This is a genomic window from Absicoccus sp., from assembly GCF_034090965.1.
In the GTDB taxonomy this organism is placed as follows: Bacteria; Bacillota_I; Bacilli_A; order Erysipelotrichales; family Erysipelotrichaceae; genus Absicoccus; species Absicoccus intestinalis.
Map to the genome: position 1 here is coordinate 1 of NZ_JAXDRQ010000018.1, position 6,341 is coordinate 6,341.

Genomic DNA, 6,341 nt, shown 5'->3' on the forward strand with positions numbered 1-6,341 from the left:
TCATTCATTTTGACAACCTCCTATATTATTTTGTTTACGGCTGGCGGGCCATATTCATTGTAGTATAGGAGGTTGTCTTTTTTAACACTAAAAGGTCTACCACCACGCACATAGCGCGTGGTATTCGCTACGCAATAAAAACTCCGTCTCAAAGGCGGAGTTTTCTCTGCGGGTACAACCCTTTATTGCCAGCTCGCGTCTCAAGGCGCTGCTTTCACTTCGTTCAAGCTACCGCTTTTGACTCTCGCTATCCCTCAAAGGGATTATTTTTTCTTATCGTTTCTTTTCATTGCTTCTTTTTCTGCTTGAGAAAACGGATTTCCATATTCTTTCACGCTTAATTTATCCAGTGCGATATCTCGCATTTCTTGTTCGCGAATATATTTTTTTACAGTAGCATCGTTAATGCCTACTATACTCACATAATATCCTTCTGACCAGAAATGTCGATTACCAAATTTGTATTTCAAATTCGCATGTCTATCGAACATCATCAATGCCGATTTTCCTTTCAGATACCCCATAAAGGCAGAAACACTTAATTTCGGTGGAATCGACACAAGCATATGTACATGGTCTGGCATCAAATGTCCTTCAATGATTTCTACACCCTTATATCTGCATAATGTTCTCAATATTTCTCCAAGATCTTTTCGGTATTGATTGTATATGATTTTTCGTCTGTATTTGGGTGTGAATATGATATGATATTTACACAACCATTTTGTGTGTGCCAATGAATTTGCTTTGTTGGCCATTATAATCACCTATCTTTCTTTCTGGTAGCTTGAACATCTCCATTATAGAAAGATAGGTGATTATTTTGTATAACTTTTTTATCTTCCACCCGCATAGCAGGTGGTTTTTTATCTCGTACATTTCATGTACTCGACACGCTAAAGCGAAATGTTTACTTCGTAAACATACAACAAATAAAAAAAAAGCCCAAATGGGCTTTTTCTGTTGATTGGTTCCAAATTAACGTTTTGAGAACTGAGGTGCACGACGTGCTTTTTTCAAACCATATTTCTTACGTTCTTTTGCACGAGGGTCACGAGTAACGAAACCAGCTGCTTTCAATACTGGACGATAATCATCACTTGCTTGCATCAATGCACGTGTGATACCGTGACGCATTGCTCCAGCTTGACCAGTGAAACCACCACCATGTACATTGATCAATACATCAAATTGACCCGTTGTATTGGTAATTTCAAAAGGTGCCTGTACGACCATACGTAAAGTTTCCAATGGAAGATAATCTTCCAAGCTCTTTCCGTTTACTTCAAATTTACCTGTTCCTGGGCGCAAGAATACACGAGCAACAGATTTTTTACGGCGTCCTACGCCATGATATTGAACCATATTGTCTGCCATGATCTATTCCTCCTTATCCTTTCACCTTTAACTCAACAGGTTGTTGAGCTGCATGTGGATGTTCACTACCAGCATACACATACAAATGTCCACGTTGTACATCACCCAAACGAGTATGAGGCAACATTCCTTTAATTGCTCTTTCTACCCATTCTTCTGGATATTTTTCTTTCATTTCTTTTGCGGTACGAACACGCATACCACCAAAGAATCCAGAATGGTTATAATACTTTTCTGTTTGTAACTTGTTTCCAGTCATTTCAACTTTTGCTGCATTGATAACGATCACATAATCTCCACAATCCACATTTGGTGTATATGTAGGTTTATGTTTTCCTCTTAGTACATGTGCAGCTTTGGTAGCTAAACGACCCAAAGTTTCGCCTTCGCCATCAATCACATACCAAGTACGCTTTACGTCAGCAGGTTTTGCCATAGTAGTTTGACGCATAATTAATCTTCCTCCTATTTGAGCATTACCGGGGCTCAAAGGCTGAGATTAGCCAAATAATAGTTTAGTGAAACGAGCCCCAAAAGTCAACGATAAACTTTAATAATTTACTTTCATCAAATATAAACCTTGGGGCTGAGCATTATAACGACAAGCTTCTTTATTTTTTGCATCCAAGATCTTCTTGACATCCAGTGGTTCTAGCCGATGCTTACCCACTTCGATCAAAGTTCCCATCATCATTCGCACTTGATAGCGAAGAAACCCACTGCCTTCAAAAATAGTTCGAATATCCAATCCTTCCACTTGGATCTCAATGCGCGTGATGGTCTTTCGTTTGGGTTTCTTTTCCTCCACACGACTGGAACAAAAACTTGTGAAATCATGTGTTCCCAAAAGATAATGCGAAGCAGCTTTCATTGCTTCAATATCCAGATCCTGCCAAACCAATTGTTTATAACGATAGGAAAAAGGATCCTTGGCATTGGTCGTACAAATAAAGTCATAGCGTTTTGATCGAGCCGAAAAACGGGCATGAAAAGAATCCGGAACCAGTTCAATGGATTGGATCCGGATATCTTTTGGTAATCGCGTATTTAAAGCTTGAAAATAAGCTTGTGGCGACATCGAATCAAGAGGATCAAAGTGAAAGACTTGACCCCATGCATGTACTTTGGCATCCGTTCTCCCACTGGCGATGATCCTTGTTTCTTTTCGATTGATTTGCGATAACGCTTTTTCAATCACTTCTTGAATGCCTAATGCATTGGCTTGTTTCTGCCACCCGGCATAATTCCAGCCATCATAAGCAACAACAGCTTTATAGATCATAGAAGCACTCCGATCGCAATGGTTGCACCCAAAACGATACAGCTGCAGGTCAATCCTACATAATCGAAAGAGGTCATTTTTAATACTTTATATCTAGTTCTTTGTTTGTTGGGATCATATCCACGTGCTTCCATGGCATTGGCCAGCTGATCTGCACGATCAAAAGCCGATACAAACAATGGAACGATCAAAGATAAGATGGCTTTGATCTTTTCTTTGAAGGTACCATTTTCCATATCCACACCTCGACTGGCTTGTGCATTCATGATTCGTTGTGTTTCTTCGATCAAAGTAGGAATAAAACGCAAAGCAATACTGATCATCATCGCAATGATGTGAGCCGGAAGACCCATTTTTTCAAAGGGATGCAACAATTTTTCAATGCCTAACGTTAGATCTAAGGGTTTGGTCGTAGCGGTCAATACCGTCGTGATCACGATCATCATCATCAACCGAACGACAATATACAAAGTTTGATACACGGCTCCCGAATAAATATATACTGGTCCTAAGGTTGCCATTACGTAGCCGGTCCGAATCGCAAAGACGTTGATCACAAACAAAAAGATCATCATCCACATCATTGGTTTCATCGCACGAAAGGCATAGCCAATGCTTAATTTTGATAAGACCAAACAAACCGCAATAAAAGCGGCAACGAGTACATAGCCCCAAGCACCAGCAGGAACAAAAATCGCAATCATCAAAAGCAGCATGATCATGATTTTCGAGCGGGGATCCATTTTGTGAACCACAGAATCCAAAGGCATATAACGTCCAAGTGCAATATTATTCATGGGCATTCACCTGCTTTTCTACACAATCCCCTAACGCTTCTAAGGTAAGAACATCGTCGGGAATCGTAAATCCTTTGGCTTGTAACGCCATTTTCAAGCGAATCAAAGCAGGGGGGTCTATGCCAATGCTTATCATCCAATCTGGATGTTCAAAAAAAGTTTTTACATCCGATTTATGTTTTAATTTACCATGATCTAGGACCATGACTTCATCACAATAATTCATGACATGATTCATATCATGGGTAACTAAGAGAACCGTTTTATTCAACTTTCGATTGAGATTCATGAATAAAGTCATCATTTCTTTGGCTCCTTGCGGATCCAGTCCCGCTGTGGGCTCATCCAACACCAAGACTTCGGGATCCAAGATCAAGATCCCTGCAATCGCCACTCTTCGTTTTTGTCCACCACTTAATTCAAAAGGCGAACGATCTAAATACGATTCATCCAAACCAACCAATGGCAAAACTTTTCGAACCAATTTCAACGCTTCTTCTTCAGGAGTTCCAAAGTTTTTCGGACCAAACGCAATATCCTTTTCAATCGTTTCTTCAAACAATTGATATTCAGGAAATTGAAAGACCAGTCCCACTTTTCGGCGTAATTCTTTGATATCTTTGATCTTTAATAAGGGTTGAATATGAAAGCCACAAATATCCAAACTACCACCTGTTGGTACCAATAAACCATTTAAATGTTGAACCAAAGTCGACTTACCTGAACCTGTCTGGCCAATGATCGCGGTTACTTTTCCTTGAGCAATGCTGCAATCAATGCCTTTTAAAGCGGCATGCTCAAAAGGCGTATTGGGATTATATACATGTTCTAATCCATTGATTTCAATTGACATAGAGCATCCACCACCTTATCTAATGTTAAAATATCCTCATGCAAGATCCCTTTGGATTGAAGATATTTGGAAAACTTTAACGCAAAGGGAATATCCAACTGCATGTTCTGTAATACAGACGGATGAGAGAATATTTCTTCTGGTGTTCCTTCCATCTCGATCATGCCTTGATTCATGACAATGACATGTTCGGACTGTGCGACTTCTTCCATATCATGGGTAATCGATAGAATCGTGATATCCCGCGAATGATGCAAATGATTGATTTCTTGATTAATGCTAGCCTTTCCTTGCGGATCCAACATGCTCGTTGATTCATCAAAAATGATAATTTCCGGTGCCATCGCAAGAATTCCGGCAATGGCTACGCGTTGTTTTTGTCCACCGGATAAATGCGTGGGTTCGGCATCTAAAAAATCAGTCATCCCCACAGCAGCAGCACTTTTTTCAATCAAATCTTGCATTTGTTCCTGGGGGACGCAATGATTCTCTAAACCAAAAGCAATATCATCAGCAACGGTAGAACCAATAAATTGATTATCCGGATTTTGAAAAACAATCCCAACATGGGATCGTAATTCATAAATGGTTTTTGGAGAAACAATTTGATCCAAGATCTTGATCGTACCACCTTTGGCCCCCAATAAACCAATGATCAATTTCGCAATTGTACTTTTTCCCGATCCATTATGACCAATGATGGTTGTATAACTACCCTTGGGAATGGTAAAAGAAACATCCTTTATCGTTTCCGTTTCTGGGGTATAGGCAAAGGAAAGATGAGATACTTCAATAGCATTTTCCATGGGACATCTCCTATCTATGCATAGCTTATTTATTATAAATAAAAAAAAGGGATAAAACAATATCCCTTAATCGTGCATTTCTTTAAAAGTTGCCTCCGCCTGCAAACTAATTTCTCCCAATTGTACCTGTAATAAGTTCAAATCATCTTCATCGAAATTGCCATTGTATTCAATTTCAACTTCTTGTTTTTCACTATCATACGAACTGGAAAGATCCAATTCTGCAGCTGCTTTTTGGAAAGTATGTGCATGATCCGCATCGGCAACCGTAAACGCGAAATATTTTGTTTGAGGTTCATGATTCTCCAAGCTATGAATCGCTTCTTTCATCTTATCGTCAGTACGACTTGGTACATCATAAACTATTGGTTCATCTTGATTGGGAACTAGAAATTCATCCAATTCCTCTTTCTTCGCTTTTTCTTTTTTTACTTTTTGGCTTACCGCAACACCAGCACCAGCTACGGCAGCCAATGTAACGATCCATTTTAAAAATTTCATTATGATTTACCCTTCTTTCGTTTTGTGATGGCTATACCATCGCCCTGATCATATAGTTTCGTTTCATAATCCGATAAAGCCATCAAGAACTCTCGATATCCTCTTATTTTTCGAACCAGTGCCTTTGTATTTCGATTGTGTGTCAGTTCTGGATGATCAACAAGACCATGAAAGTTCATGTTATCTGATACAATTATACCATTCTCTGATAATAAAGGACAAAATTTTGTAAAAAAACGAATATATTGGGCCTTGGCTGCATCGATAAAAATACAATCAAATGGACCTTTGGGTAGGGGTACTTCTAAGGCATCGCCCTCGATCAGTTGAATATTGGCATGATCTTGAAAATGGGATCGAGCTTGTTCGATCATTTGCGGATCACGTTCAATCGTGACTACACGCATAGGATCAACCAGATTGGCAATCACCAATGCAGTTCGTCCAATGGCAGTACCTATTTCTAAAAAAGAATGACAATCATATTCAATGATTTTTTGTTTCAGTAATTCTAAGCCTTCATCTTGAATAATGGGTACACCATGTTCCATGGCATATTGTTCTAACTCTTTGATTTCCGACATAATACCTCCACTTAAAAAAAGTGAAGTAGAAAGATCTACTTCACCAATTCAACGATGGCCATTGGCGCTGCATCGCCACGACGAATTCTCGTTTTGACAACGCGTGTGTATCCACCATTACGATCTGCATACGCAGGTCCA

The 6,341-nt window shown here is 39.4% G+C and carries 10 protein-coding genes; all 10 read right to left on the reverse strand.

Annotated features, from left to right (window positions below; all coding sequences use genetic code 11):
* Positions 1 to 263 precede the first annotated feature (263 nt).
* A complete protein-coding gene (gene tnpA / locus SOS22_RS02915; RefSeq protein ID WP_320596270.1) occupies positions 264 to 758 on the reverse strand; it encodes an IS200/IS605 family transposase in 495 nt (164 codons plus the stop codon).
* 220 nt (positions 759 to 978) lie between these two features.
* Entirely contained in the window at positions 979 to 1,377 is a 399-nt protein-coding gene (gene rpsI, locus SOS22_RS02920) for a 30S ribosomal protein S9 (RefSeq protein WP_320596271.1), read from the reverse strand.
* 13 nt (positions 1,378 to 1,390) lie between these two features.
* On the reverse strand, positions 1,391 to 1,828 hold the full coding sequence (gene rplM / locus SOS22_RS02925; RefSeq protein ID WP_320326347.1) for a 50S ribosomal protein L13: 438 nt from the start codon (positions 1,826 to 1,828) through the stop codon (positions 1,391 to 1,393).
* A 99-nt stretch (positions 1,829 to 1,927) separates the two neighbouring features.
* A complete protein-coding gene (gene truA / locus SOS22_RS02930; protein ID WP_320596272.1) occupies positions 1,928 to 2,659 on the reverse strand; it encodes a tRNA pseudouridine(38-40) synthase TruA in 732 nt (243 codons plus the stop codon).
* Positions 2,656 to 3,456, reverse strand: coding sequence for an energy-coupling factor transporter transmembrane component T family protein (locus tag SOS22_RS02935; protein ID WP_320326345.1), 801 nt, complete (start codon positions 3,454 to 3,456; stop codon positions 2,656 to 2,658). Before SOS22_RS02935 ends, truA begins: the two co-directional genes overlap by 4 nt.
* Positions 3,449 to 4,309, reverse strand: a complete 861-nt coding sequence (locus tag SOS22_RS02940) for an energy-coupling factor transporter ATPase (protein WP_320326344.1) — start codon at positions 4,307 to 4,309, stop codon at positions 3,449 to 3,451. Before SOS22_RS02940 ends, SOS22_RS02935 begins: the two co-directional genes overlap by 8 nt.
* A complete protein-coding gene (locus SOS22_RS02945; protein ID WP_320596273.1) occupies positions 4,285 to 5,115 on the reverse strand; it encodes an energy-coupling factor transporter ATPase in 831 nt (276 codons plus the stop codon). Before SOS22_RS02945 ends, SOS22_RS02940 begins: the two co-directional genes overlap by 25 nt.
* Before the next feature lie 66 nt (positions 5,116 to 5,181).
* Positions 5,182 to 5,616 (reverse strand): hypothetical protein, encoded by a 435-nt coding sequence (locus SOS22_RS02950; protein ID WP_320326342.1) that lies wholly within the window; start codon positions 5,614 to 5,616, stop codon positions 5,182 to 5,184.
* Positions 5,616 to 6,200, reverse strand: coding sequence for an O-methyltransferase (locus SOS22_RS02955; RefSeq protein WP_320326341.1), 585 nt, complete (start codon positions 6,198 to 6,200; stop codon positions 5,616 to 5,618). Before SOS22_RS02955 ends, SOS22_RS02950 begins: the two co-directional genes overlap by 1 nt.
* 35 nt (positions 6,201 to 6,235) lie before the next feature.
* The coding region (locus tag SOS22_RS02960; RefSeq protein WP_320596274.1) for a L17 family ribosomal protein at positions 6,236 to 6,341 on the reverse strand (106 nt) is incomplete at its 5' end.